Below are 25,426 nucleotides of genomic sequence, written 5' to 3'. Positions count from 1 at the left end.
ATGGAGCTTTCCGAGTACCTGCCGGCCCTGCGGCGGGTCGACGCCCGGTTCGCCGACGCCGCCGCCGAGGCGGTCCTCGCGCACGGATGGCGGGCCCGCGTCCCGGGCTGCCCGGGGTGGACGCTCGCCGACCTCGTGTGGCACCTGGCTGAGGTGCAGCACTTCTGGGCCTGGGTGGTGCGCACCCGTGCCCAGGACCCCTCCGCCTACGTCGAGCCGCAGCGGCACCCCGACGACGAGCTGCTGGGCTACGTGATCGCGCAGAGCGCCGAGCTGGAGGCGGCGCTGGCCGGCGCGGACCCGGCGGAGCGGGTGTGGACCTGGGCGCCGCAGAAGGATGTCGCGTTCGTCCTGCGCCGGCAGCTGCAGGAGGCCACCGTGCACACCGTCGACGTCGAGCAGGTGCTCGGCGACGTGCGGCCCGTCCCGACCGATGTGGCGCTGGACGGCCTGGACGAGTGGCTGGAGGTCATGGTGCCCGGCACGCTCCCCGACGGCCCGCCCGAGCACGCGCACCCCGTCGTCCTGCACGCGGTGGACGCCGACGCCGAGCGCACCCTCTTCCCCGGGACCAAGCCCTTCCCGATCGCCGCGCTCACCGGCACCGCCGGCGACCTGCTGCTGGCCGTGTGGCGGCGGGTGCCGCTGGAGGTGCTGACCGTCGACGGTGACGGGCTGCAGGCGGCGGCGATGATCGACCTCGTACGGCTCGAGTGACGGCCGGCCCCTCAGGACGCGCCGGTCGACCAGTACCCGGCCATGAGCTCGTGGGACCAGGCCGGCTGACGCACCTCGCCACGCGGGCCGAACTCGGCCATGTACGGCTTGACGTCCAGGACCGGGGTGCCGTCGATCGCGTCCAGGCCGCGCACGTGGAGCACCAGGCCGTCCACGTCGAGGAGCCGGCAGATCGTCACGCCGATCCGGTTGGGCCGCCGCTTCCCCCGCTGGGCGAAGATCCCGACCTCGGGCCACCCGGGGTTGCCGCGCGGCCGGCGCGCCCCGGTCTGCACCGCGCCGGGGTCCACGCGGTCGAAGAGGTAGACCACCTCGACGTGGGAGAACTGGTCGAGCCCGGCCAGCGCGTCGGGGCCGAACCGCGTGGCGTCGAGGGTGATCGACGCCGGGACGGCGTCCCAGTCGTCGTCGACCGGCTCCGCCCGCGCCGACGTGACCGTGCCGATGGGTTCGACGAGCATGCCCGGATCCTGGCACCGGCCGACGGCGAGGTTCAGGGCCAGGTCACCGCGTGGTGGTCGAACTCCTCGCCGGTCTGGACGCCGACGACGCAGAACACCAGGCCGGCCGGGTCGAGCAGCTGCCAGAACGAGCCCATGTCCCGGTGGCGCGTGGCGCCCAGCGCTTCCAGCCGCGCCACCTCCGCCGGGATGTCGTCGGTCTCCACGTCGACGTGCCACCGCGGCGGTGTGCCCTCGCCCGTGCGCTGGACCTCCACGTGCCAGCCGCCGGCGAACGATCCCAGGGACGCCCACTCCTCGTCCTCGGCGTCCGGTTGCGCGGTGCGGCCGGTCGCCCCGGCCCAGAAGGCGGTGCCCGCCGCGTGGTGCTCCGGCGGGAGGTCGAGCAGGAGGATCGACAGGCGGCTGCGGTGCGGCATGGGCGGGATGGTGGCGCAGGGCACCGACGGATCACGCTGCCTGCCGGGAGTTCTGCGATGTGGCCCCCAGGCGCGCTGATGCGGGCCACGGCGCAGATCTCGTCCGTCAGAAGGGCGGCCAGGGCAGCGCCGGCCACTCCCCGCTGGGCTCGGGGTGGCGGCCGGTGCGCAGCAGCTCGGCCACCCGCCGCTGGGTGCAGCGCACCTCGGCTCGGGTCAGGTGCTCGTGCAGCTGCTCCCCGAGGTCGCCGCGCAGGTCGTCGCCGAGCCGCTCCAGCACCTCGATCGCCTCGGTCGTCAGCGGCTTGCCCGCCCAGCGCCACAGCAGGGTGCGCAGCTTGGGGTCCACGGAGAAGCAGATGCCGTGGTCGACGCCGTGCACGTGTCCGCCGGGCACCGGGATGATGTGCCCGCCCTTGCGGTCGGCGTTGTTCACCACCGCGTCGAAGACGGCCATGCGGCGCAGCGCCGGGTCGTCGCGGCGCACGAAGGCGGCGAGGTCGACGGACTCGTCGCCGTCCACCCACAGCTGGACCATGCCGGGGCCGAACGGGCCCTCGCGCAGGACGGTGGGCGGGACGATCCGCCAGCCGGTCGCCTGGGACACCAGGTAGGCCGAGATCTCCCGGCCGGCGAGGGTGCCGTCGGGGAAGTCCCACAGCGGCCGCTCCCCCGCCACCGGCTTGTAGACGCACTCGGCGACCAGGTCGCCCCAGCGGATGGTGCCGACCAGGGTCACGTTCGACGCGTCGAGCATGCGTCCCTCGAGGTCGATCTCGCCCTCGACCAGGAGCCGCCGCGCCTCCTCGTCCCCGGCGGGCGGCCGGAGGACGACGTCCTCCGCGGGGTCCCCGGTCAGCGGCGGTAGCCGTTCTGCCGCGGGCACACGTGGCCCACCGGGTCCAGCGGGAGCGAGCACAGAGGGCAGGAGGGGCGACCGGCGGCCACCACGCGACGGGCGCGGGCGACGAACGCCCGCGCGGCCATGGGGGTGATGGTCACCCGCAGGGCGTCGGGCCCCTCCTCGCTGTCGGAGAGGATCACGTCCTCCTCGATCGGCTCCTCGCCGGCGGCCACCGCCTCGACGACGACGGCCTCCTCGGTTCCGTCCCAGGCCAGGCCCATCGCGGCGACGCGGAACTCCTCGTCGACCGGTGCGGTGAGCGGCTCGAGGTCGTCGACGTCGGCCTCCGGCGGGATGACGGTGCCGGCCCGGCCGCTCACCTCGTCGAGGAGGTCGTTCATCCGGTCGGCCAGCACCTGCACCTGGGTCTTCTCCAGCGCGACGCTGACGGTGCGCCCCGTGTCGTCGGTGGCCTGGAGGTAGAACGTGCGGTCCCCCGGCTGACCCACCGTCCCTGCGACGAACCGGCTGGGGCGATCGAAGAGATGGACCTGGCGGGGCACGCGCCCAGGTTACGCGGCAGGAGGACACCGCCCCCCTCACGTCTCGCTTCGCTCGACGCGAGCCTCCGGACGGGGCTGCCGTGGTCAGGCGGTCGTACCCGCCCCGCCCCCCACGACGGCGTCGGAATCGGAGCCGGTCCGGCGCCGGCGCCGGCTCTTGCGCGGCGGCGGGACCAGCGCGGCGACGTCGCCACCGGTGTCGTTGATCCGCACCACGAACGGGCGGGTCTCGGTGTAGCTGACCACCGAGATCGACGCCGGGTCGACGACGATCCGCTGGAACTGGTCGAGGTGCAGCCCCAGGGCGTCGGCGAGCACCGCCTTGATCACGTCGCCGTGGCTGCAGGCCAGCCACACCGCGTCCGGACCGAGGCGGGCGTTCCACTCGCGGACCGCGGCGACGGCCCGGGCCTGGGTCTGGGCGAGCCCCTCCCCCGCCGGGCCCGGGAAGACGGCGGCCGAGGGGTGCTGCTGGACCACCTTCCACAGCGGCTCCTTGGCCAGCTCCTTCAGCGGCCGCCCGGTCCAGTCGCCGTAGCGGGCCTCGCCGAGCCGGTCGTCGGTCGCCAGCTCCAGGTCGCGCCCGGCGAGCACCGCCCCGGCGGTCTGCCGGCACCGCTCGAGCGGGCTGCTCACGACGGCGGCCAGCGGCACCTGCGCCAGCCGCTCCCCCACCGCCCGCACCTGGGCCTGCCCGGTCTCGTCGAGCTCGACCCCGGGGGTCCAGCCGGCGAGCACCCCGCCGGTGTTCGCGGTGCTCCGACCGTGCCGCAGCAGGATGACGGTGGTCACGACGCGCGAGCCTACGGCGGTGGGGCTCAGCGAGGTGCCGGGGACGGGCTGACGTCGACCGATCCGGCGGGGTCGAGCACGCCGGTGAACACCAGACCGAGGATCAGCAGGCCCAGCACGATGCGGTAGACCACGAACGGGACGAAGCTGCCCCGGTCCAGGTAGCGCAGCAGCCACGCGATCACGGTGAGGCCGACGCCGAAGGCCAGCACGGTGGCCAGGAGGGTCGGGCCCCAGCTGATGCCCCGGCCCTCGACGTCCCCGGTGAGCACCTCGTACACCTGGAAGAAGCCGGAGCCGAGGACGGCGGGCACGGCCAGGAGGAACGAGTACCGCGCGGCGGCCGACCGCGAGTAGCCGAGGAACAGGCCTGCGGTGATGGTGCCGCCCGAGCGGGAGACGCCGGGGATGAGCGCCATCGCCTGCGCGAACCCGTAGCCGATGCCGTGCGGGACGGTCAGCTGGTCGAGCTCGCGCCGCTTGGCGCCGACGCGGTCGGCCCACCAGAGCACCAGCGAGAAGAGGATCAGCGCCGTCGCCACGATCCGCAGGTCGCGGAAGGTCGTCTCGATGTCGTCCTGGAAGAGCAACCCCAGCACGACGATCGGCAGGCTGCCGACGATGATCAGCCAGCCCATGCGGGCGTCCGGGTCGCCCTTCCGCCCGCCGCCGAGGGAGGCGGTCCAGGCGGTGATGATCCGCCAGATGTCGTGCCGGAAGTACAGCAGGACGGCGGCCTCGGTACCGATCTGCGTGATCGCGGTGAAGGCGGCACCCGGGTCGCCCCAGCCGAGGGCCTCCCCGACGACGCGCAGGTGGGCGCTGGAGGAGATGGGCAGGAACTCGGTGAGCCCCTGCACCAGGCCGAGGACGACGGCTTCGATCCAGCCCACCTCAGCACCCCCCGGTCAGGGCAGGGGCAGCCGGACGGGGGCGGGAGCGTTCGGGCACGGGTGCTCACCCTAGGCGTCGCGCCCGCAACACCCGGCGCGCCGCCCCGGAGCACCCGGTGCACCCGGGTGACCGGCGCTCGGCGGCGGTAGGTTGGCCGGTCGTGGAGCAACGGGCGTTGGGGCGCAGCGGTCTGGTCGTGTCCCGGCTCGCGCTGGGCACGATGACGTGGGGCGGGGACACCGACGAGGACGAGGCCGCCATGCAGCTCACGGCCTTCGTCGACGCCGGGGGCACGCTGGTCGACACGGCAGACGTGTACTGCGACGGCGACAGCGAGCGCACCCTGGGCCACCTGCTCGCCGACGTCGTGCCCCGGTCGGAGGTGCTGGTCGCCACCAAGGCCGTCGGGCGCACCGGGCCCGGTCCCATGGGGCGGGGCGCCTCCCGCGGCCACCTGATCTCGGCGCTCGATGCGTCGCTGGAGCGCCTCGGCGTAGACCACGTCGACCTGTGGCAGCTGCACGCCTGGGACGAGACGACGCCGCTGGAGGAGACGCTGGCCGCCTGCGACCTGGCCGTCTCCTCGGGCCGAGCGCGCTACATCGGGGTCAGCAACTTCACCGGCTGGCAGACCGCCCAGGCGGCGACCTGGCAGAAGGCCTGGCCGGGGCGCACCCCGCTGGTGAGCACCCAGGTCGAGTACTCGCTGCTGCAGCGCGGGGTGGAGCGGGAGGTCGTGCCGGCCGCGGAGGCGCTGGGCCTGGGCGTGCTCGCGTGGTCGCCCCTCGGCCGGGGCCTGCTCACCGGCAAGTACCGGCACAGCACGCCCTCGGAGTCCCGCGGGGCCTCTACGCAGTGGCAGGGCTTCATCGACGGCCTCCGCTCGGCCACCTCCGACCGCATCGTCGAGGCGGTGATCACCGCCGCCCAGGGGCTGGGCACCACGCCGCTGGCCGTGGCGCTCGCCTGGGTGCGCGACCGGCCGGGCGTCGTCGCGCCGGTGGTGGGTGCCCGCACCGCGCAGCAGCTGCAGGCGTCCCTCGACGCCGACACCGTCCGCTTGCCCGCGGCGATCCGCACGGCGCTGGAGGACGTCTCCGCCCCGCACTTCAGCTACCCCGATCGCCGGTCGGACCGGTGAGCGCCGACCCGACGACGCCCGGCCCCGACCTGGTCTTCGCCGCCTTCTGCACCGCCGGCCTGTGGCCGGGGCTCGGCAAGCGCGCCGCCGCCGAACTGCCGGCCGCCGGGATCACCACCCCGGACGACGTCACCGCCGACCGCCTGCTGAAGCTGCCGCGGGTGGGCCGGCAGCGCGCCGAACGGCTGTTCTCGAGCTTCCTGGCCGCCGCCCCCACCTACGAGGTGGTCGAGCTCCTGGTGGGTGCGGGCCTGCCCGCCAAGCTCGCAGCCGGCGTCGCCGACGCGCTCGGCCCCGACGCCGCCCGCCGGCTGCGCGACGACCCCTGGGCGCTCCTGGGCCTCTCCGGGGTGACGCTCACCGACGCCGACCGGCTGGCGATCGCCGTGCTCAAGGGCGCCGACCGGCAGGACGCCCGGCGCGGGCGGGCCATCGTGGGGCTGACCCTGCGGACGGCGACCCGCGACGGGCACACCGTCCTGCCGGTCGACCTGGTCGTGGCGGCGCTGCAGGCCGAGGGCATCGCCGACCCGGCGGCCGCCATCGTCGCCGCCGTCGACTCCGGCGACGTGCTCGACCACGAACCCCCCGAGCCGGAGCCCGACGAGGACGGCGACGAGCTCCCCGAACCCGATCCCGCGCTGCGGACCCTGTCGCTGGCCCGGTACGGCATGGCCGAGGAGGCGGTGGCGGAGAACGTGGCCCGGCTGGCCGCCGCCGCGGAGCGGATCGCCGACCCGGCCTCGGTGCGCTCGGTGGCCAAGGGGCTGGACGAGGCGCAGAAGAAGGCCGTGGCCCAGGTGCTCTCGGCGGGGGTCAGCCTGCTCACCGGCGGTCCGGGCACCGGCAAGAGCCGGACGGTCGCCGCGATCGTGCAGCTGCTGCGCACCAAGGGCACCGACGTGGCGCTGGCCGCGCCCACCGGCCGGGCGGCCAAGCGTCTGGAGGAGCTCACCGACCACCCTGCGGTGACCGTGCACCGGCTGCTCGGCGCGCAGGGCGCCTCCGGCGGGTTCTCCCGCAACGAGGAGTGGCCGCTGGACGCCGACGTCGTGGTGGTCGACGAGGCCTCCATGCTCGACGTCGAGCTCACCGCCGCGCTGCTGGAGGCCTGCCCGGACGGGACCCACCTGCTGCTGGTCGGCGACCCCGCGCAGCTGCCATCGATCGGGCCCGGCCACGTGCTGGGCGACCTCATCGACTCGGGGGCGGTCCCCGTGACCGAGCTGACGACCCTCTACCGGCAGGCCGAGGGCGGGGCGATCGCCCGGCTGGCGTCGGCCGTCCGCGGCGGCGAGCTGCCCCCGGTGGACTCCCCCGACCGCGAGGTGGTCGTCGTGCCGGCCACCGGCAGCGCCGAGGCCGCCCGGCGGGTGGTCCAGCTGGTCACCGACTCGATCCCTCGGGCGCTCGGCATCGAGCCGGCGGCGGTGCAGGTCGTCACCCCGGTGCACCGCGGGCCGGCCGGGACGATCGAGCTGAACAAGGCGCTGAAGGCGCAGCTCAACCCGGGCGAGGGGGCGGTGTTCGGCTTCGACCCGGGCGACCGCGTGGTGGCCACCGCCAACCACATGGACCTGGAGCCCACCGGGTTCGCCAACGGCGAGGTCGGCGTGGTCACCGGCACGGGCGACGGCTCGCTGACCGTCGACTTCAGCTCTGGCCCGGTGACGGTGAACGGGCAGGCGCTGTTCGACCTGCGCCACGGATGGGCGATCACCGTGCACCGCGCGCAGGGGTCGGAGTGGCCCGGCGTCGTCGTGGTGCTCCCGCCGGAGGCCGGCGGGATGCTCTCCCGCCCGCTGGTCTACACCGCGCTCACGCGGGCGCAGAGGCACCTGTCGGTCGTGCACGCGAGCGGGGCCGCCCTGGCCCGGGCGGTCCGGGACGTCGACGTCCGGCCGCGCCGGACCCGGCTGGCCGAGCTGCTGCGCGAGGTGGCGGGCTAGCTGCTCCCCGCCGCCCCCGTGGCGCGGAGCAGCTGCCCGACGGCGGGCCCGAGCTGGCCGGCGCAGGTGAGCGGCCGGGCGAAGGGCACCCGCACGTCGGTGTGCCCGAACGGCCGCTCGACACGGAGGCGGAAGCCGAAGCGGTCCAGCCCGAGCGGGCGGACGACCCCGGCCGGGCCCACCACCTCGGCCGGGACCCGGGCGGCCAGCAGCTCCAGGACCTCGGCGTGCGCGCCGGCCAGGTGCCGCAGGTGGTCGTCCTCGATCGCGGCCAGCGGATCGGGGCGCGCCGCCGCGAAGTCCTGCGGGCTCACGTCGACGCCCGCCCCGCCCTCGCCCAGGACGACCTCGGCGAGGTCCAACCGCAGCAGCCGCGCGGTCCGGCCGACGTCGAGCAGCACCTCCGCGGGCCGGGTCTCGGCGAAGGCGAGCAGGGCGGCGCGCTGGTCCTCGGGCCGGACGGGCGTGGCCCAGCCGGAGAGCCACAGCTGCGCCCGGACCGGCCGGCGCAGCGGCACCGGCGCGTGGTCGCTGACCAGCAGCAGTGCCGAGAGGTCCTGGCCGGGGGTCTGCTCGACGGCTGCCGCGATGTCCCCGTCCGCCGGCACGACCAGCAGCACCTGCCCGGTGCGGGTGATGGCGTGCCCCAGCAGCCGGCCGCCCTCGATGCCGGGGGCGCAGAGCGCCGCCGCGGACCGGGTGGCGACCGTGCGGGCGCGCTCGGCCGGCTCCGGACGCACGGCGGTGGCGTCGGGACGGCGCCCGGGTGCGGGCTGGGTCGGGCTGCTCGGCATGGCCCCTCCTCGGCTAGTTAGGGCAGCCTAACCAAAGGGGTCTCGTCCGACCAGCCGCGAGTGCGTCCGGTGAGCAGCACCAGGAGGCTCCGGAGCGCAGGGTGAGGCCTCACGCTGCCGACGGCACGAGCACGGCACGGACGGCCACGCCGCGCACGCGGCGCGCCGGCCCGGGACGGCGGGATCCACCCGGCCGGCGAATCGCCGCCGGGAGCGGCGCGGCGCCCTCGGCCGGGGGCGGGCCCGACCCCCGGGCGGAGGAGGGCCGGGACCGGCCGTCCGCTCCTCACCGGGTGCTGTGAGCAGGAGTAGCTCTCTGCCCCGCGTGGGTGGGCAGAAAGCTACTCCGCTCCGCACTTCCGGACCGCCCGCACCCGTCGCCGGCGAAGGGCCGTCCCCCGGTCCGGGCCACCCTGGTGGCCGCGGGGCGCCGTCACCAGGGCGCGCAGCGGCGCGGCGAGGGTCGAGGGGCGGGGCGGCCGCTCAGCCGATCTGGTCCTCGTCGTCGAGCGGCACGTCGGCGTCCTGCTCCAGCACGTCGGCGTCGTCGGCCTCGCGCGTGCCGAGGGGTCCGCGCGGCGCCCCGGCCTCGCCCGGGCGGGCGGCGAGCTGCTGCTCCAGCGCGTCGGCCTCCGGCACGTCGCCGGAAGGAGGGCTCGCCTCCGCCGCGCGGGCGGGGGCGGGCGGCTCGAGGTACGCCTCCTGCTCCGCGCGGTCGGCGTCGGGCACGTCGGTCGGGAAACCGGGCTCGGTCACGTCGTCCTCCCTCAGAAGCGGATGCGGTCCGGGCCCCATCGTGCCGCCCGGCGGCCGTCCCGGCAGGCCGGGACGGTGTGAGGGAGATGACGAACACGTGCCCGCAGCGCGAACGGCAGGCACAATCGGGCCGATGGACACCGCCGGGGACTACGAGTTCGCGCCGCTGCGCATCCCGCCGGGCACCTCGCGGTCCGCAGCGGCCACCATGCTGAGCCTGCAGTCGGACGTCGGCGGCTGGGAGCTCGCCCGCCTCCAGCTGCACGCCGACGGCACCCGCAAGGTCATCCTCCGCCGCCGGGCGCGGCTCTCCTACCTGCCGAAGCCGGTCATCTAGGCCGGCCGCCCTACCAGTGGGCCGGGCGCCGCACCGCGGCAGGCAGCCGCGTGGCGCCGTCGCCACGCGCCGCCGACACCTGCGGCTGGGTCAGGAACAGGCACCGGCTCAGGTCCGCCCCGCGCACGTCGGCTCCGCGCAGGTCGGCGCCGAGCAGGTCCGCCGTCCCGAGGTCGACGCCGCGGAGGTCCGCCCCGATCAGGTACGCGCCGCGCAGCCCCGACCCGCGCAGATCGGTGCGCCGGAGATCGCGGCCCACCAGGTCGGCCCCGCGGCGGTCCCGTGCCCGGGATCCGGCGCGCACCAGGGTGCTCACCCGGCCGAGCAGCGCCCCCACCCGCCCCCGGAGGTCAACCAGGTCGAGGGCGTCGAGCTGAGCGGCGTCGCCCGCCGCGGCGCGGTCGGCCTCGGCGCGCAGCCGCTCCGCCTCGTCGGCCAACGACGCGGCGGCCGGCAGCTCCGCGACCTCGGTGAGGTGCCAGAGCATCTCGTGCAGCTGCCGCACCGCAGGCAGGGCGGCGAACTGCGCGCGGGCCAGCTCCGGGGTCTCCCGCCAGCTGTGCCCGCCGAAGGTCTCCTGGGTGATCCGCTGCCCGGCGCCGAAGCAGTCGAAGACGGTGCAACCGGGGAAGCCCTGCTCGCGCAGCCGGTCGTGGATCCCGCAGCGGAAGTCGTCGGCCAGGTGCCGGCAGGGCGTGCCGGCCGGCTTGTCGATCGCGAAGTCGGCGGAGGCGGCGAAGGCCGGGGCGACGCAGCAGAGGCCGGCGCAGCGCGAGCAGTCCGCCCGCAGGCGCGCTCGGTCGTCGGCGAACGGGAGGGAGCGAGGCATGGCGGGGACCAGGTTAGGACCCGGCCCCCGCCCGGCCGGCTCAGGGAACGAGCACGACCTTGCCGACGGTGTCGCGGGAGGCGAGCTTGAGCAGCGCCTGCGGGGCCTGGTCGAGCGGCAGCACCTCGCCGACCAGCGGGTCCACCGCGCCGTCCTCGACGAGCCGGACCAGCTGCTCGTGGGTCTCGGTGAACACCGACGGGTCGTGCTTGCGGTACAGCCCCCAGTGCAACCCGACGACGCTGTAGTTCTTCACCAGCAGGTGGTTGGCCGGGGCCTCGGGGATGCGACCGCTGGTGAATCCGACGACGACGATGCGCCCCTCGAAGGCGATGCACTTGCGGGACTTGTCGAAGACGTCGCCGCCGACCGGGTCGTAGATGACGTCGGCACCCCGGCCACCGGTGACCTCCTTGACGATCGGGACGAAGTCCTCGGTCGTGTAGTCGATGACGTGGTCGGCGCCGAGCTGCTCGCAGACCTCGGTCTTGCGGGCGCCGCCCGCGGTGGCGATGACGGTGGCCCCGGCGGCCTTGCCCAGCTGGATCGCCGCGGTGCCGACGCCGCCGGCGCCGGCGTGGACCAGGAGCGTCTCCCCCGCCTGCAGGTGCGCCCGGCGGTGCAGGCCGACGTAGCCGGTCTGGTAGGTGAGGTAGAGCGAAGCGGCCTTCTCGTCGGTCATGCCGTCGGGCACCGGGAAGGCGGCCGCGGCGTCCATGAGCGCGTACTCCGCGAAGGCGCCCGGGCCCCCCGCCGGCGAACCGATGACCCGCTGGCCGGTCTCCACGATCTCCCCGCAGAGCTCCACGCCGGGCGTATAGGGCAGCGGCGGCTTCTCCTGGTACATGCCCATGGCCATGAGCACATCGGGGAAGTTCAGGGCCGCGCCCCGCACCTTGACCAGCACCTGACCCTCGCCCGGTGTCGGCCGGTCCACCTCGTCGAGGCTCATGACCTTCGAGGGATCACCGAGTTCGTGTACCCGCCATGCACGCATGCCCCGACCTTGCCAGACGCCCCGTGACGGTCGTCACCGGGGCCGCTTGGCCGTGGGCGGCCCGCCGTGCCAGGGTGCGCAGCGGTGGCCGCCCTCCCGGTGGCCCCGGGAGGGGGAACCGATGATCGAGCGCGTGACCGACCGGCTGCGCTTCCTGGGCGCGTTCCTGGCCCATCCGCGGCAGGTCGGTGCGGTGCTGCCGACCTCGCGCGCGGCGGTGCGCGACATGCTGGACATGGCCGACGTGCCCGTCGCCGACCTGGTCGTCGAGCTGGGCGCGGGCACCGGGGCGCAGACGCAGGAGATCCTGGCCCGCCTGCGTCCCGGGGCCCGGCTGATCACGTTGGAGATCGACCCGCGGCTGGCGAAGCTGCTCGACGCGCGATTCGACGACCCGCGGGTGCAGGTGGTCTGCGACTCCGCGGAGAACCTCCGCGCCCACCTGGGCGACGCGCGCGCCGACGTCGTCGTCTCCGCGCTGCCCTACACCTCGCTGGAGACGGGGCTGCGGCGCCGCATCCTGGACGTGCTGCCCGGCGCGGTCGCCCCCGGCGGCACCACCGTCGTCATCCAGTACTCGCCGCTGCTGCTGCCGGAGTTGCGCAAGCGGTTCGGCTCGGTGCGGTGGCGGGTCACCCCCTGGAACGTCCCGCCGGCGTTCCTGTTCGCCTGCACCGAACCGGTCGAGAGCTGATCTGGGGGCCGGCTCGGCCCGCTCTGCACCAGCCGGCGCAGGACGCCGGCTCGGGCAGGGCGCCCAGGAAGTCGCAGGCCGGGCCGCGGAGGACGGTCCCGGTGCTGCTCCCGGCTGCCTCCGGCACGTCGGGGGTGCCCCTCGACGTCCTACCGCATCGACGGCGGGCGCAGCGCCTCCGGCACGACGGCGGTCTCGCCGGTCGCCGTCTTCGCGCTGGGGACGCCCTTGAACTTGTAGGGCACCGTGCCCACCCCCGGCTGGATCACGTACGCCGCACCCGGCTCCGCCTGCCCCCACGCCATGACCATCGCGTCGGCGACCTCCTCGGCGGTGAGAACGGGGAAGCCGGCCGCGGTGAACTGGTCGCGGATGCGGTCGATGATCGCCGTGTCGGCGAAGCCGGGGCAGATGGCGGAGATCGTCGTCCCCTCGGCGGCCAGGCGCGGGGCCATCGAGCGGACGAAGGCGATCGCCCCGCCCTTGGCGACGCTGTAGCCGGGGTCGGTGGCCATCGGCGAGAGGCCGGCGAGCGAGGCGGTGACGACGATCGCCCCTCCTCCGGCGCGCTTGATCGCCGGCCGGGCCGCCGCGACGCCGTAGACGACGCCGAACAGGTCGATGTCGACCACCCGCATGAACTCGTCCAGGTCGAGGACGTCGTCGCTCTTGGCCGCGGAGATGCCGGCGTTGAGGTAGGCGGCGTCGAGGCGGCCGTGGTCGCCCTCGATGCGAGCGACCAGCGCCTCGTTCGCCGCGCGGTCGGTGACGTCGAGGACGGCGAACTCGCAGCCCAGGTCGGCCGCGACCTGCCGGTTGCGCTCGCTGTCGAGGTCGGCGAGGACGACGGTGACCTCGCGCTCGCGGAGTTTGGTGGCGAGGGCGCGGCCGAAGCCACCGGTCCCTCCGGTGATCAGGGCGACGGAACCGGGGCGGGGGGCTGGGGTGGTGGAGGTCACCCCCGCATCACATCACGCGTTGCGGAGGAAGCGGTCGAGCACCCGGACGCCGAAGCGCAGCGACTCCACCGGCACCCGTTCGTCGATGCCGTGGAAGAGTGAGGCGAAGTCCAGGTCCGGCGGCAGCCGCAGCGGCGAGAAGCCGAAGCAGCGCATGCCCAGGCGCTGGAAGCTCTTGGCGTCGGTGCCGCCGCTCATCGTGAACGGCACCGGGCGGGCGCCGTCGTCCTCGGCCTTCAGCGCGGCGACCATCTGGTCGACCAGCGGCCCGTCGAACGTCGTCTCCACCGCCTGGTCGTGCACCAGCCACTCGCGCTGCACGCCCTCGCCGACCAGCGCGGCGAGCTGGCGCTCGAACTCCTCCTCCTGGCCGTAGAGGAAGCGCCCGTCGACGGTGGCGCTCGCGGTGCCGGGGATGACGTTGGCCTTGTAGCCGGCGTCGAGCATGGTGGGGTTGGCGGTGTTGCGCAGCGCCGCCCCGATCATCCGGCTGATGCTGCCCAGCCGGGCCAGCGCCAGCTCGGGCTCGGCGAGGTCGATCTCGATGCCGTAGGCGTCCTCCACCGCGGCGATGAACTGGCGCATCGGCGGGGTGAGGGTGAGCGGGAACCGGTGGCCGCCGATGCGGGCCACGGCCTCGCAGAGGCGGGTGACGGCGTTGTCCTCGTGCAGCATCGAGCCGTGCCCGGGCCTCCCGGCCGCGGTGAGCCGCATCCAGGCCAGGCCCTTCTCGGCGGTCTGCACCAGGTAGAGGCGGAGGTCGTCGCGGACGGTGATGCTGAAGCCGCCGACCTCGCTGATCGCCTCCGTGCAGCCCTCGAGCAGGTCGGGGTGCTCGTCGACCAGGAAGTGCGCGCCGAGCTTGCCGCCAGCCTCCTCGTCGGCGACGAACGCCAGCACGATGTCGCGCGGCGGCTGCACGCCGGTGCGGGCCCAGTCGCGCACCAGCGCCAGCACCATGGCGTCCATGTCCTTCATGTCGACCGCGCCGCGGCCCCAGATGTAGCCGTCGCGCTCCTCGCCGGAGAACGGGTGCACGCTCCACTCGGCGGGGTCGGCGGGGACGACGTCGAGGTGGCCGTGCACCAGCAGGGCGGGCCGGCTGCGGTCGGCCCCCGGGATGCGGGCGACCAGGCTGGCGCGGCCGCGCTCGGACTCGTGGATCACCGACCCGATGCCCGCCTCGTCCAGCTTGCCGGCGACCCACTCGGCAGCCTTCCGCTCCCCCGCGCTGGTGGCCGTGCTGCCGGTGTTGGTCGTGTCGATGCGGATCAGCTCGGAGAGCAGCCCGGCGACCTCGTCCTGGGCGCCGGCGAGCGGGGCGGGGGTGTCGGCCATGGGCGCGATCGTGCCATCCCGGCCGGCTCACCCGGGCGGGTGATGGGGTACTGCGCCGTCCGGAACCTCCCGCCGATCACCTGTGCGTGAGGTCGTTGCGCGCCTACGGCGCCCGTGAGCCCCGCGCCGCCGCCCGGCACGCGACAGCGCTGCTGGCCGTCAGCGCGGCGATCCTGCTCGTGCTGCCGGTGTTCCACGAGTCCGACGGCAGGACACCGGCACTGGTCGTGCACTGGATCGGGATCGCCGCGCTCGTCGGTGCCGCGGCGGTGTGCCGGCTGGTGGACCCGGCGGTGCTGGACCGGTGGCACATGGGCCTGGTGCTCGGCCTGGGCGGCGTGGTGCTCACCGGGAGCCTGAACCTCCTGACCTCGGACGTCTCGGCCGGGGCCCAGGCGTTCTACGCGTTCCCCGTTCTCTGGAGCGCCGTCCACCTGCGGACGCCCGCGGTGGTGCTGGTGACGGCGAGCGCGCTGGCGGCGGACCTGGTGACCCTGCTGGTGCTCCTGCCCACGCCCTCGGCACTGGCGGACTTCCTCTTCTTCGGCGCCCTGCTGGTCGTGATCGCCGCGCTGCTGGTGCGCGCCGGCCGGACCCAGGACCGGCTGGTGGAGGCGCTGCAGCGGCAGCTCACCGTCGACTCGCTCACCGGCCTGGCCACGCGGCGGGGGTTCGACGAGGCGCTGGAGCGCGCACTCGACCGGCCCGTCCCCGGGGGCACCGCCCTGGTGCTCATCGATGTCGACTCGTTCAAGGCGATCAACGACACGCACGGTCACCCGGTGGGCGACGACGTCCTGGTGCACCTGGCCGGGGTGCTGCGCGGCCGCATCCGCAGCGAGGACGCGGTGCTCTCCCGGCTCGGCGGGGACGAGCTCGCGGTGCTGCTGCCGGGGTGCGCCCGCGAGGTCGCCGCCCGGCGCGCCGCCGACCTGCTGGATGCGGTGCGCGCCGAGCCCTTCGCGCTGCCCGACGGTTCGCTGGTGTCGCTGTCGATCAGCCTCGGCGTGGCGCACCTGCCCCTGCACTCGCGCGACCGGCGCGGGCTGTACACGTCTGCCGACGCGGCGCTCTACGACGCGAAGCGGGCCGGCCGCGGCCAGGTGGCGCTGGCCGCCGGCTGACCCGCCACGACGGCGCCGGGGGGTGCGTGATCGGCCCCCGGCGGTCAGGTAGTCTTCTCCACGCACTCGTCCGGGTGGCGGAATGGCAGACGCGCTAGCTTGAGGTGCTAGTGCCCTTTATCGGGCGTGGGGGTTCAAGTCCCCCCTCGGACACAACATCGCCCCGGTGTTCCTGCAGGTCAGGGACCCGGGGCGTCGTCGTGCCAGGGCTCGGAAGGGCCTTCTGATACCCGCGTGATACTTCGCGCCTCGGATCAGCCCTCGAGCAGGGCGGCGAAGCGGTCGGCCGCCTCGCGACCCATGCCGGGGTGCACGTGCTGGTAGACGGTCAGCGTGATGGTGGCGCTGGCGTGGCCGAGGCGCTCCGAGACGACCTTGACCGGCACGCCGTCGGCCAGCAGCAGGGTGGCGTGCGTGTGGCGGAGATCGTGCAGCCGAATGACCGGCAGCCGCTCCTCCCCCAACGCCTTCCGCGCCTGAACGACCTGGCCGGAGAATCGGCGGGAGAACCGCTCGGGATGCCGATGGGTGCCGTCGAGGTTGCCGAGCACGAGCGCCGAGTCACGCACAAGATCGAGCGCCAGCAGTCCGCGAGCGGCCCGGTAGGCACGCAGCGCGGCCACGGTGCCGGCATCGAGGTCGACGACGCGTGATCGGCCCGTCTTGGTGGGGCCCTCGACCAAGCGCTCGCCGGCGCCCTTGGTCTTCACGACACCGACGCTGCGGCGGACGGCGAGGCGGCCGGCGTCCAGGTCGACGTCACGCCAGCGCAGGGCCAGCGCTTCACCGCGGCGCATCCCGGTGGCCGCGAGCAGCCGCCACCCCATGGCGAGATCCTCGTCGTAGCCCTCCGCCCAGCCGAGGAACCGGCCCAGCTCGGCCGCGGTCCACGCCTGCATCTCCGGTGGCCGGGCCTCCGACGGACTCGGCGGTGTCGACCGGTCGGTCGGGTTGACGGAGAGCCGTCCCTGTTTGACCGCGTCACTCAACGCCGACCGCAGGATGGTGTACACGTAGCGGACCGTCCGGGCGGAGAGACCGCCCTGGCCGTCCGCGCGGCCGGACCCCTCCAGGGTGCGCATCCAGGCGTCCACCCCCGGACCGGTGAGCCGGGCGACCGACTGTGCACCCAGGTACGGATCGATGTGCAGCCGGATGTTCTTCCGGTAGGAGGCCAGCGTCGAGGGGCTGAGCCGCAGGCCCTGGATCCACTCGGCGAGGTAGGCGTCGAGACGCTGCTTGGACGGCTCGATCCACTCCCCCACTTCGGCCTTGCGGACCTCCGCGCGCAGTGCCGCAGCGGCGTCCCTCCTGGTCTTGAACCCGCGCTTGAGGACGACGCGCTTCGTGCCGTCCGGTCGCTGAGCGGTGAACTTGATCAGGAAGCGCGGACCAGCCTTGGTCATGTACTCGCTGATCCTGCCTTCGCCGGCCTGTCGTCTCCGCGGCTTCGCCATCCCAGACCTCCGTCGTCCGACCCGGTACGCCCGTTGCCAGCCGGATGACTGGTAGAGGCAGCTACGGCTACGGAACAACCAGGGGCAGCCCGGCAGCCGGCACCGGCTCGCATCTGTGGACGTGACTCGACGCTGTGGAACACGGTCAGCAACCGAACCGCGCGGCCGCGGGCCGGTAAGACCTGCCGGGGATAGGTCTCGCGCGGAAGAAGTCGATCGCCTGCCTCGGCACCGTTGACCGACGGAGGTTGCGGCCATGAAGGGGTACGGCGAGATACCCAGGCTTCCAAGCTGGCCATGCCGGTTCGATCCCGGTCACCCGCTTCACGCACTGACCAGCTCGTATGCCCGGTTGTGCAGCTCAACCGGGCCGCACCACTCCTTCCGTGCCTTAACGATGCTGCCCCCTGTTGACCCCTGACCACCTCGTTTGGCCGCTGCTTAAGGCACGGATAAGGCACGCAGATGGCACGACCCCGACCGTCGGTAGGCCGGTCGGAAGGGTCGACCAGGCCTCCGCACTGGGCCTCCGCGCCGCCCTCGTCTGCCGGGCAACGACCGCCGGGTGACTCTTCAGGCCCTCCACGATGGCCGCCGAGGTGACGACGAAGGCCCCCGCCCTCCTACGTTCGGAGGACGGGGGCTTCATGCGTTCCGGGGTCGCTCAGCTCATCGCTCAGAGGCAGCCCGCAAGGCAGAGGACGTCAGCCGCCCGGCCGTCGCGTTGGGTTCAGCGAGGTTGTCGGAGTCTTGAGGGAAGATGCCACCAACGGCCGACTATTAGGAGACGCCCGTGGAGTACCCGGCCTACTTGCAGGAGATCGACAAGGCCGCCGATGCAACCGGCGGCAAGGTGGTCTCCCTTGCCGTGGCTACTTCGGCGTCCAACTCGTCGCCGACGGCGCGAACGTCGTGCTCGCCCTTGACCTCGACTCCGACTAAGGCTGGGGCGCCTGGCGCGAAGACCAGTGGGGCGAGCAATGCTGCGACTCGGCCGAGGAAGTCCTTGGTGACTGCCCGCTCGGTGAGCTGCGATCCCGTGCCTTGGAAGCCGTCGCGGCTCACGCTCATGCCTGACGGACCGCCCGCTCGATCTCGCAGGCGATGTCATCGGGGTCCTCGTGCTCCCAGAACCGGAGGACCCGCCACCCGGTTTCGGTGAGCTTCTCGTCGGTCTCCCGGTCCCGAGCGACGTTCCGTGCGATCTTGGCCGGCCAGTAGCCGGGGTTCGCGGTCGGCATCCGAAAATGCTCAGGGCAGGCGTGCCAGTAGCAGCCGTCCAGCAGGACAACGACGCGGACCCGGGGGAAGAGGAGGTCAGCCGTCCTCCGCAGGCCGGGCATCGGCCGACGACCGACGAAGTAGCGGGGCCCTCGGGCATGTACCCGCGAGCGGACCGCCAGCTCTAGCCGCGTGTCCCGTCCCCTGTTCGCAGCCGTCGCCCGGCCCGCTCTCGCCGAGGCGGACGGCTGCGGAGGCCGGTTCATGGGTCAGTTGCTAGCGACCTCTGCGACCCGCTCGACAACCTGCCGGGCCAGTAGCGGTGGCACGGAGTTGCCGAGCTGCGCCTGGATGCTGGATCGGGTGCCGACGAAGTCGAAGTCGTCGGGGAATGTGAACAGCCGCCGGATCTCGGGCACCCGAAGCCGCCGGTTCTCCCAGTGAAACGGCCCAACGTTGGGACCGGGCTGAGCTTGAATCGTAGGCGACGGCTTGTCCGGATCGAGCTTGAGCAGGAAGGACCAGTAGCGGCTCCGCCATTTGAACAGCGGGTCGGGGTGACCCTTCTCGGCCGTGTAGTGGAGGTAGTTGCCGCCCGGCGGGATGTCGGCGAGCAGGTGGGCGTACTGCCCTCGGAGTTGCTCCTCCGGCTCCGGCTCCGTCACCAGTCCGGCGAGGGCCTCCCCCGATGTCACATGAGGGCGGTCAGATGACCCGGTGACCCGCCGCTCCCAGCTTCCACCGTGCTTGGCCTCGGGCAACTCCGGAAGCTTCTCGCCTTTGGGAACGCCCACGACGAAGAGCCTCGGCCGTGCCTGCGGAACCCCGAGGTCGGCTGCGTTGAGGACCTTGGCGGCGAAGTGGTAGCCAGCCTGGTCGATCTCCCGGAGCAGCCGTTCATAGGCGGGCCGCGATTCCTTGTTGTTGTAGGTGTTGTTGTAGGTCAGGGCGTAGACGTTCTCAAGAACGAACGCCCGAGGCTTCGCCTCATCGAGGATCCGCGTGTACGCCTGAAGCAAGGAGGCATCCGGGTCCAGGCCGGACCTCTTCCACTCAAGCCAGAAGCCGGACTTGCTGAACGGAGTGCAAGGCGGGCCGCCGATCAGAAGGTCGGGACGCTGGCCGGCGCTCAAGCCCGCAGCATGAAGCAGCTCGCTCGTCGGCCCCTTGAGGATGTCGCGGCGGATGACCTCTGACTGGAGGTGCGTGAAGCTCTTTTCCATGGTGGCCGCGGCGTCGGCGTTGTGCTCAACGGCTGCGGCGACCTCATAGCCCGCCTTCTCGGTCCCTAGATCGAGACCCCCTGCGCCAGAGAACAACGAGATAGCTACTCCACGACTCCCCACATGCCGGCTGAGACGTGGTTTCCCGAGCCGTCCGATGGCCTCGGGCCGCTGGGCGAACCCGACGGCGGGCAAGGAGACGCTCAAGGTCTACGCCGAGCGCTGGGTCGAGACTCGCCTCGTCAGGGGCCGGCCGCTGGCCCCTCGCACCGCAGAACTTTATCGGGGACAGCTCAAGAACCACATCGTCCCGGTCTTGGGAGCGACGCAGCTTCGCCAACTGGAGACATCCGCCGTCCGAGCTTGGTACGGCAAGCTCAGCGGCCCGAGTGGGCCAGGCCAGGTCACGGCGGCCAAGTGCTACCGGTTGCTGCGTGCCATCTGCACTACGGCCGTGGACGACAACCTCATCGCGAGGAACCCATGCTCCATCCGCGGGGCCGGGCAAGAACGATCCAGCGAGCGACCGATGTTCACCCTCGCTCAGGTCCAGGCGCTCGTCGATGCCGTCGAGGATCGCTGGCGCGCGCTGATCCTCCTGGCCGCCTGGACGGGCCTCCGCATCGGCGAGCTATCGGCGCTGCGCCGGGAGCACCTAGACCTGAAGTCAGGCACCGTGAGCGTGAAGAGCGCCGCCGTCGACGTCATCGGACAGCAACGCTCTCACGGCCCACCCAAGTCGGCTGCCGGCCGCCGATCCGTCGCGATCCCACCGCACATCATCGACTACCTGGTGCACCACCTCGCGACCTACGCCCAGCCCGGCGCGCAGGGGCTGGTATTCGTGGAACCCAAGGGCGGGCCGATCCGGCGCAACAACTTTTCCGCCCGCGTGTGGGCTCCAGCAGCCGAGGCAGCGGGACTCCCGCCCGGCTCTCACCTGCACGACCTGCGGGGCTGGGGCGCCACCGTCGCCGCCCGGCACGGCGCCACCACCAGGGAGTTGATGCACCGACTCGGGCACGCCTCCCCCGCCGCGGCGCTGCGCTACCAGCGCGCCGAACAAGAGCGGGACGCCGCTCTCGCCGCCGCCATGAGCGCGGCGCTGAGGCAGCCAGAAGAACCTGCATCGAGTGATTGACGAACTGAGAGCATGGCGACTTCTATCGGCACACCCGCGGTTCCGACCCTCGCCGCGTCAGTTCCGAGCCTCCACTGAACCCGGGGCGGGACACCTCGACCGTGCGGCGATGCCGCCGGGGCCTCGCCGGGGGAACGAGAGGAGTGGTGGCATGTACGCCCGTTCCACCACCGTCCGAGGTGTACCGGAAGCCATCGACGCCGGGATCGCCTACGTCCGCAACAAGGTGATGCCGGCCGTCGGGCAGATGGACGGCCGCGTCGGCCTCTCGATGCTCTGCGACCGCGCGACGGGCCGGTCGGTCGTCACCACCTCCTGGCCGACTCCACCGCGCTGCGCAGCAGCGCCGACGGCGTGAAGGCCATGCGCGCGAAGGCGGCCGAGATCATGCAGGGCGAGACCGAGGTCCAGGAGTGGGAGATCGCCGTCCTGCACCGGCTGCGCGAGACGCACAACGGCGCCTGCGCCCGCGTCATCTGGACCCGCGGCGACCCCGCCCAGCTCGACCGGATGCTCGACGCCTTCCGGCTCACCATGCTCACCCGCGTCGAGGACCTGCCCGGCTTCGACAGCTGCAGGGTCCTGGTCGACCGCGCCAGCGGCCGCTGCGCGACGTCGGTGACCTACGACAGCCGGCTCTCGCTCCTCGAGGCCGACCGCATGGGCGCGGCCCTGCGGCGCGAGCTCACCCGTGCGCTCGGCGTCGAGACCACCGAGGTGGCCGAGTTCGACGTCGTCCTCGCCCACCTCCGGGTGCCCGAGACAGTCTGATCAGAACCCCGCCACCGGGTGGGGCGTGTAGGGCTCCTCCAGCGACGCGATCTCGTCGTCCGTCAGCGACAGGTCAACCGCGGCGAGCGCGTCCTCCAGGTGTTGCGGCTTCGTCACGCCCACGATCGGCGAGGTCACCACCGGCTTGGCCAGCAGCCACGCCAGCGCCACCTGCGCCCGCGCCACCCCGCGCTCCGAGGCCACCGACGCCACCCGCTCGACGACCTTCCGGTCGGACTCCCCCACCGCGTAGAGCTTTCGGCCGAACTCGTCGCTCTGCGAGCGCTCCGTCGCCTCGTCCCAGTCGCGGGTCAGCCGGCCGCGCGCCAGCGGGCTCCACGGGATCACCCCGACCGACTCGTCGGCGCACAGCGGCAGCATCTCCCCCTCCTCCTCGCGGTTGAGCAGGTTGTAGTGGTTCTGCATGCTCACGAACCGCGTCCAGCCGTTCAGTTCCGACACCTTCAGCGCCTTCGCGAACTGCCACGCCCACATCGACGACGCGCCGATGTAGCGCGCCTTCCCGGCCTTCACCACGTCGTGCAGCGCCTCGAGCGTCTCCTCGATCGGCGTGTGCGGGTCCCACCGGTGGATCTGGTACAGGTCCACGTAGTCGGTGTTCAGCCGGCGCAGGCTCGCGTCGATCTCGGCCATGATGGCCTTGCGCGACAGCCCCTGGCCGTTCGGTCCCGGCCGCATCCGGCCGTGCACCTTCGCCGCCAGGACGACGTCCTCGCGCTGCGCGAACTCGCCCAGCGCCCGCCCGACGATCTCCTCGCTCGACCCGGCCGAGTACACGTTCGCCGTGTCGAAGAAGTTGATGCCCGCCTCGAGCGCCCGCTTGATGATCGGCCGGCTGCTCTCCTCGTCCATCGACCACGGCTGGTTGCCGCGCGTGGGCTCGCCGAAGCTCATGCAGCCCAGGCAGACGACCGACACGTCGAGGCCGGTGGCCCCCAGCTTCCGGTAGCGCATGATCAGCTCGCCGACCGGCGCATCGACCACATCTGGGCCGGCCGCTCGAATTGCGTCGCGACCTCCCAGCTGACCGCCCCGTCGATCACCTCGCGGCGGAAGTTGCCCACGGCCGCCCGCGCCAGCTCTGGATCGGCCGCCACCCGCGCGGCCAGCTCCCGCGCCCGGCCCTCGACCGCGGCGTCGTCCACCGACTCCCACGCCAGCCCGAGCTGCACCGCCCGCGGCCCGTTGACCTCCTCGCCGAACAGCGCCATCGCCGCCGCGGCCTCCCGGCCGATCAGCCGCGACAGGATCACGAAGTGCCCGCCACCCGGGTGCAGCCCCCGCTTGAGGAAGCCGCAGATCAGCCGGACGTCGTCCGCCACGATCCGCAGGTCGGCCGCCAGCAGCATGTTCATGCCTGCGCCCACCGCCGAACCGCGCACCGCGGCCACGGTCGGCACCTTCACCTGCCCGAGCCGGTAGAAGGAGTCGTAGATCCGCCCCATGCCGGCGTACGCGTCCGGCGCCGCCGGGTCCTTGCCCGCCGACGTCAGTGTCGCGATGTCCCCACCCGCGCAGAACGACTTGCCCACGCCCGTGATCACCAGGGCGCCGACGTCGGAGCGGCCGTCCACCTCATCGAACGTGGCGATCAGCTCGTCGGCCATCGCCGGGGTCAGCGCATTGCGGCGGTCGGGCGCGTTGAGCGTCACCACCGCCACGCCACCGTCGACCTCGAGCAGGACCTCACCGGAACCCGACAACGCACACACCTTTCAGAAGTTGCAGAGAGAGATCAGACGACGCGGGTCAGGGCCGGCCAGATGTCCGGGCCGTCGGCGAGCAGACCGGCGGCCAGCACCCGCGACCACACCAGCTCGCTGCCGGCCTCGTCGCGCCACGACCACAGCCGCAGGGTCAGGTGGTGCAGCTTGTGCTCCTGCGTGAAGCCGATGGCCCCGTGCACCTGGTGTGCCAGCCGCGCGACGACCTCGACGGCGGCCCCGGCCCGCACCTTCGCCGCCGCGGCGGCGAGCACGAAGGACGCATCACCGTGCTCCAGCGACTGGACGGCGGCGTCGGTCAGCGCCGTCACCGCGGTCACCTCGCCGGCCATCTCGGCCAGCTCCATCTGGATCGCCTGGAACTTGCCCAGCGGCCGGCCGAACTGCTGCCGCTCCCCCGCGTACTGCACCGTCCACGCCAGCACCTGCTCCAGCGCCGCGGCCAGCTGCACCGACCGCGCCAGCGCATACCGGGCCTTCAGCTCCTCGACCTGCGCCGAGGTCAGCAGCGCACCCGAGGCCGCCACGTCGTCCAGCACGATCGAACCCCGCGGCTCCCCCGCCAGGTTGAACGCGTCGGTCGCCGCCAGCTTCGAGACGTGACCAGTGTCAGCACCGGACCGGCCGCACCGGCCGCCAGGACGACCAGGTGCGACGCCACCCCGGCCCACGCCACGTCGGCAACCGTCCCGCTCAGCGTGAACCGGCCCGGGCCGTCGCCGTCGTCGGAGGCGTGCGCGGTCACGTCCGGCCCCAGCGCGAAGGTCATCGGTTCCTCGACCGGCGGCAGGTCCAGATCGGCCGCCACCACCGCCGGGCCCGCGACCAGCAGCTGCTCGGCCACCGGCACCGCGCCGGCGCCCGCGGCCAGCGTCCGCACGATCGCCACGGCGTCGGCCAGCTCGCCGCCCGATCCCCCGGACGACTCCGGCAGCCCCACCCCGGTCAGCCCGGCCTCGGCCAGCGCCGACCACAGCCCGTCGTCCCACCGCCGGTCGGCCGACAGCGCGAACGGCTCGAAGCCGGACAGGATGTCCTTGACGGTCTCGACCACCAGGTCCTGGTCGCTCATCGCAGCCCCAGCCCGCGCGCCACGATCCCCCGCAGAATCTCGTTGGTGCCGCCCCGCAGCGTGTAACCCGGCGCGTGCAGCTGCGCCTCGGCCAGCGCCCGCGCCAGCGGATCCGGCGAGTCCAGCGACGGTGTCCCGTCCACGACGCGACGGATCTCCTCGATCACGTCCCCCTCGAACGTCGTCCCCACGTCCTTCACCAGTGCGGCCGGGATGTTCGGCAGCTCCCCGCGGTCCAGCGCCGCCGCGATCCGCAGCGACATCTGCCGCAGCGCCAGCAGCCGAGCCGACAGCCGGCCCAGCACGGTCAGCGCCGCCGGGTCACCGGAGTCGGCAACTCGACGAGCGAACTCGGCGACAAGTGGATAGGTCGACAGGAACCGCTCCGGCCCCGACCGCTCGAAGGCCAGTTCCGCCGTCACCTGGTGCCAGCCGTTGCCCTCCTCGCCCAGCAGCATGTCGCCGGGGACGACGACGTCCTCGAAGACCACCTCGTTGAAGTGGTGCCCGCCGTCGAGGATGCGGATCGGGTTGATCGAGATGCCGGGCAGCGACAGGTCCACGAGGAGCTGCGACATGCCCGCGTGCGGTTCGCCGGGTCGGACGGCGCCGTGCGCACCAGCACGATCCCGTAGTGCGAGTGGTGCGCGTTCGACGTCCAGATCTTCGCGCCGTTGACCACCCAGTCCCCGTCGGCATTGCGCACAGCGCGCGTGCGGATCGACGCCAGGTCCGAGCCCGAGTCCGGCTCGCTCATCCCGATGACGAAGAAGCACTCCCCGGCGACGATGCGCGGCAGGATCTCCTGCCGCTGCTTCTCCGTGCCGTAGGTCAGCAGGTTCGGACCGGACTGGCGGTCGGCGATCCAGTGCGCGGCCACCGGCGCACCAGCGGCCAGCAGCTCCTCGGTCACGGCGTAGCGCTCCATCGCCGAGCGCTCGTGGCCGCCGTACTTCGCCGGCCAGGTCATGCCCAGCCAGCCGCGCTCGCCGAGCTTCTTCGAGAAGGCCGGGTCGACACCGGACAGCCACGTGTCGACGTGGGTCTCGAACGTGCCGGCGGCGCGCTCGGCGGCCAGGAACTCGCGGACCTCCGCGCGCACCGCCTCGGCGGCCTCCGACCGCGGCGCAGGCGCCAGCGTCAACGAGTTGCTCATGCGACTCCTCA

General features: G+C 73.4%; 31 protein-coding genes and 1 tRNA gene. 10 read left to right on the top strand and 22 right to left on the bottom strand.

Translation table 11 applies throughout. The features are described 5' to 3' along the window. Positions 1–717: a maleylpyruvate isomerase family mycothiol-dependent enzyme gene (locus ACI79W_RS04565; RefSeq protein ID WP_456560885.1), complete on the top strand. Its 717-nt coding sequence runs from the start codon at positions 1–3 to the stop codon at positions 715–717. A gap of 11 nt (positions 718–728) precedes the next feature. On the opposite strand, the gene ACI79W_RS04560 is transcribed toward ACI79W_RS04565, so the two are convergent. The 6 genes from ACI79W_RS04560 to ACI79W_RS04535 all read right to left on the bottom strand — a co-directional run bounded on the left by ACI79W_RS04560 (position 729) and on the right by ACI79W_RS04535 (position 4,710). Next, on the bottom strand, positions 729–1,199 hold the full coding sequence (locus ACI79W_RS04560) for an SAM-dependent methyltransferase (protein ID WP_456560884.1): 471 nt from the start codon (positions 1,197–1,199) through the stop codon (positions 729–731). A 32-nt stretch (positions 1,200–1,231) separates the two neighbouring features. Then, entirely contained in the window at positions 1,232–1,618 is a 387-nt protein-coding gene (locus ACI79W_RS04555) for a VOC family protein (protein ID WP_456560883.1), read from the bottom strand. Positions 1,619–1,724: 106 nt separating this feature from the next. After that, on the bottom strand, positions 1,725–2,504 hold the full coding sequence (locus ACI79W_RS04550; RefSeq protein WP_456560882.1) for an SCO1664 family protein: 780 nt from the start codon (positions 2,502–2,504) through the stop codon (positions 1,725–1,727). Further along, the gene (locus tag ACI79W_RS04545; RefSeq protein WP_456560881.1) at positions 2,474–3,025 is read right to left on the bottom strand and encodes a DUF3090 family protein; all 552 of its coding nucleotides are present in this window, start codon (positions 3,023–3,025) and stop codon (positions 2,474–2,476) included. The genes ACI79W_RS04550 and ACI79W_RS04545 overlap by 31 nt, the downstream gene beginning before the upstream one ends. Before the next feature lie 84 nt (positions 3,026–3,109). Further along, positions 3,110–3,817, bottom strand: a complete 708-nt coding sequence (locus ACI79W_RS04540; protein ID WP_456560880.1) for a histidine phosphatase family protein — start codon at positions 3,815–3,817, stop codon at positions 3,110–3,112. Between the two features lie 26 nt (positions 3,818–3,843). After that, positions 3,844–4,710, bottom strand: coding sequence for an undecaprenyl-diphosphate phosphatase (locus ACI79W_RS04535; protein ID WP_456560879.1), 867 nt, complete (start codon positions 4,708–4,710; stop codon positions 3,844–3,846). A 161-nt stretch (positions 4,711–4,871) separates the two neighbouring features. Here ACI79W_RS04535 and ACI79W_RS04530 point away from each other — a divergent pair, with 161 nt between their 5' ends. Next, the gene (locus tag ACI79W_RS04530; RefSeq protein WP_456560878.1) at positions 4,872–5,852 is read left to right on the top strand and encodes an aldo/keto reductase; all 981 of its coding nucleotides are present in this window, start codon (positions 4,872–4,874) and stop codon (positions 5,850–5,852) included. Further along, the gene (locus ACI79W_RS04525; RefSeq protein ID WP_456560877.1) at positions 5,849–7,801 is read left to right on the top strand and encodes an AAA family ATPase; all 1,953 of its coding nucleotides are present in this window, start codon (positions 5,849–5,851) and stop codon (positions 7,799–7,801) included. The genes ACI79W_RS04530 and ACI79W_RS04525 overlap by 4 nt, the downstream gene beginning before the upstream one ends. Here ACI79W_RS04525 and ACI79W_RS04520 read toward each other — a convergent pair. Both ACI79W_RS04520 and ACI79W_RS04515 read right to left on the bottom strand, forming a co-directional pair. Continuing rightward, on the bottom strand, positions 7,798–8,595 hold the full coding sequence (locus ACI79W_RS04520) for a DUF2470 domain-containing protein (protein WP_456560876.1): 798 nt from the start codon (positions 8,593–8,595) through the stop codon (positions 7,798–7,800). The two genes, ACI79W_RS04525 and ACI79W_RS04520, sit on opposite strands and share 4 nt — an antisense overlap. Positions 8,596–9,078: 483 nt before the next feature. After that, the gene (locus tag ACI79W_RS04515; protein WP_456560875.1) at positions 9,079–9,351 is read right to left on the bottom strand and encodes a hypothetical protein; all 273 of its coding nucleotides are present in this window, start codon (positions 9,349–9,351) and stop codon (positions 9,079–9,081) included. Between the two features lie 133 nt (positions 9,352–9,484). On the opposite strand from ACI79W_RS04515, the gene ACI79W_RS04510 reads away from it, so the two are divergent. After that, positions 9,485–9,688 (top strand): DUF5703 family protein, encoded by a 204-nt coding sequence (locus ACI79W_RS04510; protein ID WP_014376466.1) that lies wholly within the window; start codon positions 9,485–9,487, stop codon positions 9,686–9,688. A 10-nt stretch (positions 9,689–9,698) separates the two neighbouring features. On the opposite strand, the gene ACI79W_RS04505 is transcribed toward ACI79W_RS04510, so the two are convergent. Both ACI79W_RS04505 and ACI79W_RS04500 read right to left on the bottom strand, forming a co-directional pair. Further along, a complete protein-coding gene (locus tag ACI79W_RS04505) occupies positions 9,699–10,517 on the bottom strand; it encodes a pentapeptide repeat-containing protein (protein WP_456560874.1) in 819 nt (272 codons plus the stop codon). A gap of 40 nt (positions 10,518–10,557) precedes the next feature. Further along, positions 10,558–11,469 (bottom strand): NADPH:quinone oxidoreductase family protein, encoded by a 912-nt coding sequence (locus ACI79W_RS04500; RefSeq protein ID WP_456560873.1) that lies wholly within the window; start codon positions 11,467–11,469, stop codon positions 10,558–10,560. A 166-nt stretch (positions 11,470–11,635) separates the two neighbouring features. Between ACI79W_RS04500 and ACI79W_RS04495 the strand changes: the two genes are divergently transcribed. Next, positions 11,636–12,208 (top strand): class I SAM-dependent methyltransferase, encoded by a 573-nt coding sequence (locus ACI79W_RS04495; protein WP_456560872.1) that lies wholly within the window; start codon positions 11,636–11,638, stop codon positions 12,206–12,208. Between the two features lie 149 nt (positions 12,209–12,357). Here ACI79W_RS04495 and ACI79W_RS04490 read toward each other — a convergent pair whose 3' ends face one another. Both ACI79W_RS04490 and ACI79W_RS04485 read right to left on the bottom strand, forming a co-directional pair. Next, positions 12,358–13,167: an SDR family oxidoreductase gene (locus tag ACI79W_RS04490; RefSeq protein ID WP_236827790.1), complete on the bottom strand. Its 810-nt coding sequence runs from the start codon at positions 13,165–13,167 to the stop codon at positions 12,358–12,360. Between the two features lie 12 nt (positions 13,168–13,179). Continuing rightward, positions 13,180–14,505 (bottom strand): M20/M25/M40 family metallo-hydrolase, encoded by a 1,326-nt coding sequence (locus ACI79W_RS04485; RefSeq protein WP_456560871.1) that lies wholly within the window; start codon positions 14,503–14,505, stop codon positions 13,180–13,182. An 86-nt stretch (positions 14,506–14,591) separates the two neighbouring features. Between ACI79W_RS04485 and ACI79W_RS04480 the strand changes: the two genes are divergently transcribed. Together ACI79W_RS04480 and ACI79W_RS04475 are read left to right on the top strand one after the other, a co-directional pair. Next, a complete protein-coding gene (locus ACI79W_RS04480; RefSeq protein ID WP_456560870.1) occupies positions 14,592–15,629 on the top strand; it encodes a diguanylate cyclase in 1,038 nt (345 codons plus the stop codon). A gap of 68 nt (positions 15,630–15,697) precedes the next feature. Then, positions 15,698–15,782, top strand: a tRNA-Leu gene (locus tag ACI79W_RS04475). A 101-nt stretch (positions 15,783–15,883) separates the two neighbouring features. On the opposite strand, the gene ACI79W_RS04470 is transcribed toward ACI79W_RS04475, so the two are convergent. The 4 genes from ACI79W_RS04470 to ACI79W_RS04455 form a co-directional block, all read right to left on the bottom strand. Next, on the bottom strand, positions 15,884–17,035 hold the full coding sequence (locus ACI79W_RS04470) for a tyrosine-type recombinase/integrase (protein ID WP_456560869.1): 1,152 nt from the start codon (positions 17,033–17,035) through the stop codon (positions 15,884–15,886). Positions 17,036–17,893: 858 nt separating this feature from the next. Further along, positions 17,894–18,157, bottom strand: a complete 264-nt coding sequence (locus ACI79W_RS04465) for a hypothetical protein (protein WP_456560951.1) — start codon at positions 18,155–18,157, stop codon at positions 17,894–17,896. Continuing rightward, positions 18,154–18,573 (bottom strand): very short patch repair endonuclease, encoded by a 420-nt coding sequence (locus ACI79W_RS04460; RefSeq protein WP_456560868.1) that lies wholly within the window; start codon positions 18,571–18,573, stop codon positions 18,154–18,156. The genes ACI79W_RS04465 and ACI79W_RS04460 overlap by 4 nt, the downstream gene beginning before the upstream one ends. Before the next feature lie 3 nt (positions 18,574–18,576). Further along, on the bottom strand, positions 18,577–19,626 hold the full coding sequence (locus tag ACI79W_RS04455) for a DNA cytosine methyltransferase (RefSeq protein ID WP_456560867.1): 1,050 nt from the start codon (positions 19,624–19,626) through the stop codon (positions 18,577–18,579). A 61-nt stretch (positions 19,627–19,687) separates the two neighbouring features. Between ACI79W_RS04455 and ACI79W_RS04450 the strand changes: the two genes are divergently transcribed. The 3 genes from ACI79W_RS04450 (at position 19,688) to ACI79W_RS04440 (ending at position 21,442) form a co-directional block, all read left to right on the top strand. Further along, positions 19,688–20,671, top strand: a complete 984-nt coding sequence (locus tag ACI79W_RS04450) for a site-specific integrase (protein WP_456560866.1) — start codon at positions 19,688–19,690, stop codon at positions 20,669–20,671. Positions 20,672–20,822: 151 nt separating this feature from the next. Continuing rightward, entirely contained in the window at positions 20,823–21,029 is a 207-nt protein-coding gene (locus ACI79W_RS04445) for a hypothetical protein (protein ID WP_456560865.1), read from the top strand. Next, the gene (locus ACI79W_RS04440; protein ID WP_456560864.1) at positions 21,026–21,442 is read left to right on the top strand and encodes a hypothetical protein; all 417 of its coding nucleotides are present in this window, start codon (positions 21,026–21,028) and stop codon (positions 21,440–21,442) included. The genes ACI79W_RS04445 and ACI79W_RS04440 overlap by 4 nt, the downstream gene beginning before the upstream one ends. Here ACI79W_RS04440 and ACI79W_RS04435 read toward each other — a convergent pair whose 3' ends face one another. The 6 genes from ACI79W_RS04435 to ACI79W_RS04410 are packed head-to-tail and all read right to left on the bottom strand — an operon-like array spanning position 21,443 to position 25,415. After that, the gene (locus tag ACI79W_RS04435; RefSeq protein WP_456560863.1) at positions 21,443–22,417 is read right to left on the bottom strand and encodes an aldo/keto reductase; all 975 of its coding nucleotides are present in this window, start codon (positions 22,415–22,417) and stop codon (positions 21,443–21,445) included. It abuts the gene before it with no gap. A 2-nt stretch (positions 22,418–22,419) separates the two neighbouring features. Next, positions 22,420–23,175: an enoyl-CoA hydratase/isomerase family protein gene (locus ACI79W_RS04430; RefSeq protein WP_456560862.1), complete on the bottom strand. Its 756-nt coding sequence runs from the start codon at positions 23,173–23,175 to the stop codon at positions 22,420–22,422. Positions 23,176–23,198: 23 nt separating this feature from the next. Next, a complete protein-coding gene (locus tag ACI79W_RS04425) occupies positions 23,199–23,726 on the bottom strand; it encodes an acyl-CoA dehydrogenase family protein (protein ID WP_456560861.1) in 528 nt (175 codons plus the stop codon). Then, a complete protein-coding gene (locus ACI79W_RS04420) occupies positions 23,690–24,259 on the bottom strand; it encodes an acyl-CoA dehydrogenase family protein (protein WP_456560860.1) in 570 nt (189 codons plus the stop codon). The genes ACI79W_RS04425 and ACI79W_RS04420 overlap by 37 nt, the downstream gene beginning before the upstream one ends. Beyond that, on the bottom strand, positions 24,256–24,750 hold the full coding sequence (locus tag ACI79W_RS04415; protein WP_456560859.1) for an acyl-CoA dehydrogenase family protein: 495 nt from the start codon (positions 24,748–24,750) through the stop codon (positions 24,256–24,258). The genes ACI79W_RS04420 and ACI79W_RS04415 overlap by 4 nt, the downstream gene beginning before the upstream one ends. After that, the gene (locus tag ACI79W_RS04410; protein WP_456560858.1) at positions 24,678–25,415 is read right to left on the bottom strand and encodes an acyl-CoA dehydrogenase family protein; all 738 of its coding nucleotides are present in this window, start codon (positions 25,413–25,415) and stop codon (positions 24,678–24,680) included. Before ACI79W_RS04410 ends, ACI79W_RS04415 begins: the two co-directional genes overlap by 73 nt. Positions 25,416–25,426 lie beyond the last annotated feature (11 nt).

Source organism: Blastococcus sp. SYSU DS0533, assembly GCF_054050775.1.
The sequence above is the reverse complement of the archived record's forward strand: the minus strand, read 5'-3'. Positions and strand labels throughout refer to the sequence as shown.

Coding starts and splice junctions, on each gene's coding strand:
- ACI79W_RS04565 (WP_456560885.1), top strand. CDS start 1: ATGGAGCTTTCCGAGTACCTGCCGGCCCTGCGGCGGGTCGACGCCCGG.
- ACI79W_RS04560 (WP_456560884.1), bottom strand. CDS start 1,199: ATGCTCGTCGAACCCATCGGCACGGTCACGTCGGCGCGGGCGGAGCCG.
- ACI79W_RS04555 (WP_456560883.1), bottom strand. CDS start 1,618: ATGCCGCACCGCAGCCGCCTGTCGATCCTCCTGCTCGACCTCCCGCCG.
- ACI79W_RS04520 (WP_456560876.1), bottom strand. CDS start 8,595: ATGCCGAGCAGCCCGACCCAGCCCGCACCCGGGCGCCGTCCCGACGCC.
- ACI79W_RS04510 (WP_014376466.1), top strand. CDS start 9,485: ATGGACACCGCCGGGGACTACGAGTTCGCGCCGCTGCGCATCCCGCCG.
- ACI79W_RS04505 (WP_456560874.1), bottom strand. CDS start 10,517: ATGCCTCGCTCCCTCCCGTTCGCCGACGACCGAGCGCGCCTGCGGGCG.
- ACI79W_RS04500 (WP_456560873.1), bottom strand. CDS start 11,469: ATGAGCCTCGACGAGGTGGACCGGCCGACACCGGGCGAGGGTCAGGTG.
- ACI79W_RS04495 (WP_456560872.1), top strand. CDS start 11,636: ATGATCGAGCGCGTGACCGACCGGCTGCGCTTCCTGGGCGCGTTCCTG.
- ACI79W_RS04485 (WP_456560871.1), bottom strand. CDS start 14,505: ATGGCCGACACCCCCGCCCCGCTCGCCGGCGCCCAGGACGAGGTCGCC.
- ACI79W_RS04470 (WP_456560869.1), bottom strand. CDS start 17,035: ATGACCAAGGCTGGTCCGCGCTTCCTGATCAAGTTCACCGCTCAGCGA.
- ACI79W_RS04465 (WP_456560951.1), bottom strand. CDS start 18,157: ATGAGCGTGAGCCGCGACGGCTTCCAAGGCACGGGATCGCAGCTCACC.
- ACI79W_RS04460 (WP_456560868.1), bottom strand. CDS start 18,573: ATGAACCGGCCTCCGCAGCCGTCCGCCTCGGCGAGAGCGGGCCGGGCG.
- ACI79W_RS04450 (WP_456560866.1), top strand. CDS start 19,688: ATGGCCTCGGGCCGCTGGGCGAACCCGACGGCGGGCAAGGAGACGCTC.
- ACI79W_RS04445 (WP_456560865.1), top strand. CDS start 20,823: ATGTACGCCCGTTCCACCACCGTCCGAGGTGTACCGGAAGCCATCGAC.
- ACI79W_RS04435 (WP_456560863.1), bottom strand. CDS start 22,417: ATGCGCTACCGGAAGCTGGGGGCCACCGGCCTCGACGTGTCGGTCGTC.
- ACI79W_RS04420 (WP_456560860.1), bottom strand. CDS start 24,259: ATGAGCGACCAGGACCTGGTGGTCGAGACCGTCAAGGACATCCTGTCC.
- ACI79W_RS04410 (WP_456560858.1), bottom strand. CDS start 25,415: ATGAGCAACTCGTTGACGCTGGCGCCTGCGCCGCGGTCGGAGGCCGCC.